The organism is Curtobacterium sp. MCBA15_016 (assembly GCF_001865105.1).
In the GTDB taxonomy this organism is placed as follows: Bacteria; Actinomycetota; Actinomycetes; order Actinomycetales; family Microbacteriaceae; genus Curtobacterium.
Genome location: NZ_MJGR01000045.1, coordinates 3,819 through 4,729, shown reverse-complemented (window position 1 = coordinate 4,729; position 911 = coordinate 3,819). Strand labels below are relative to the sequence as shown.

Annotated in this window: 1 pseudogene; it reads right to left on the bottom strand. The window is 74.1% G+C overall.

The features are described from left to right. Positions 1–136 precede the first annotated feature (136 nt). Positions 137–911: pseudogene (locus BIV03_RS16125) on the bottom strand (pyridine nucleotide-disulfide oxidoreductase); the annotation flags it as partial.

Below are 911 nucleotides of genomic sequence, written 5' to 3'. Positions count from 1 at the left end.
TGCCGGACGCGACGGCCGGCGGCCCGACGACCCCGACGGTGGTGAGCGACAGTGCGACGGCCGTCGCGATGGTCAGTGCGCGCAGGCGCATGGCGATCTCCCTTGATCGTGGTGGTGCTGCGGGTGGTGCGGTGGGTCAGTAGACCTTCACGGCGCTCGCCGACACGAACGGTGAACCGTTCGTGGCGGTCACGACGACGCGGAGCGAGGCGGTCCGCGTCGGCGCGACGTCGTGCACGCGGTGCCGGTGCCGGTTGTCGGTGACGGTCGCGAGTCCCCGCCACGATCCGTCGACGCACGCCTCGATCCGGTAGTCGCGGGCCAGGGTCGGGACCGCGTCCCACGGCGTGCGGTGGTGGTGCAGGTTGATGAGGTCGGCGTCGACGTCGTCGTTCCAGACGATGCGGACCTCGCGGACGTCGACGGGCTCCGCCCAGTCGAGGGTGAGGGTCGCCGCGCCGTCGTCCGGCTCCGACGACCACAGGTGCGGTCCGCCGAAGGGGCGCTGGTAGCCGTCGGCGACCCGGGAGGCGCGCCACGCGTCCGACGCGTCGGCTGCGGTGAACGCGAAGGAGCGTCCGCGCAGGGCCCGCGCCTCCCAGTCGGTGACCGGCTGGTCGGCCTCCTCCGGGATGTGGTCGTCGAACTGCTCGTCGTCGGCCGTGCGGGCGCGGAGCGCGAGGACGCCGTACGGGTGCCCGTCGGTGAGGACCAGGCGCACGCCGGGGGTCCGGCGGACCACGACCACGGCGTTGCACGGCTCGTCCGGCCGGAACCCGAGGTCGACGGCCGCCTCGCCCGCCCCGGCGGGGACGCTCGCGGTGTGCGTCGACACGTGCGCGATCGGGGCGTAGTTCTGCGGCCGGCCCGTGGTCCAGAGCTCGATCATGACGTCGGTGTCGTGGTCGGCG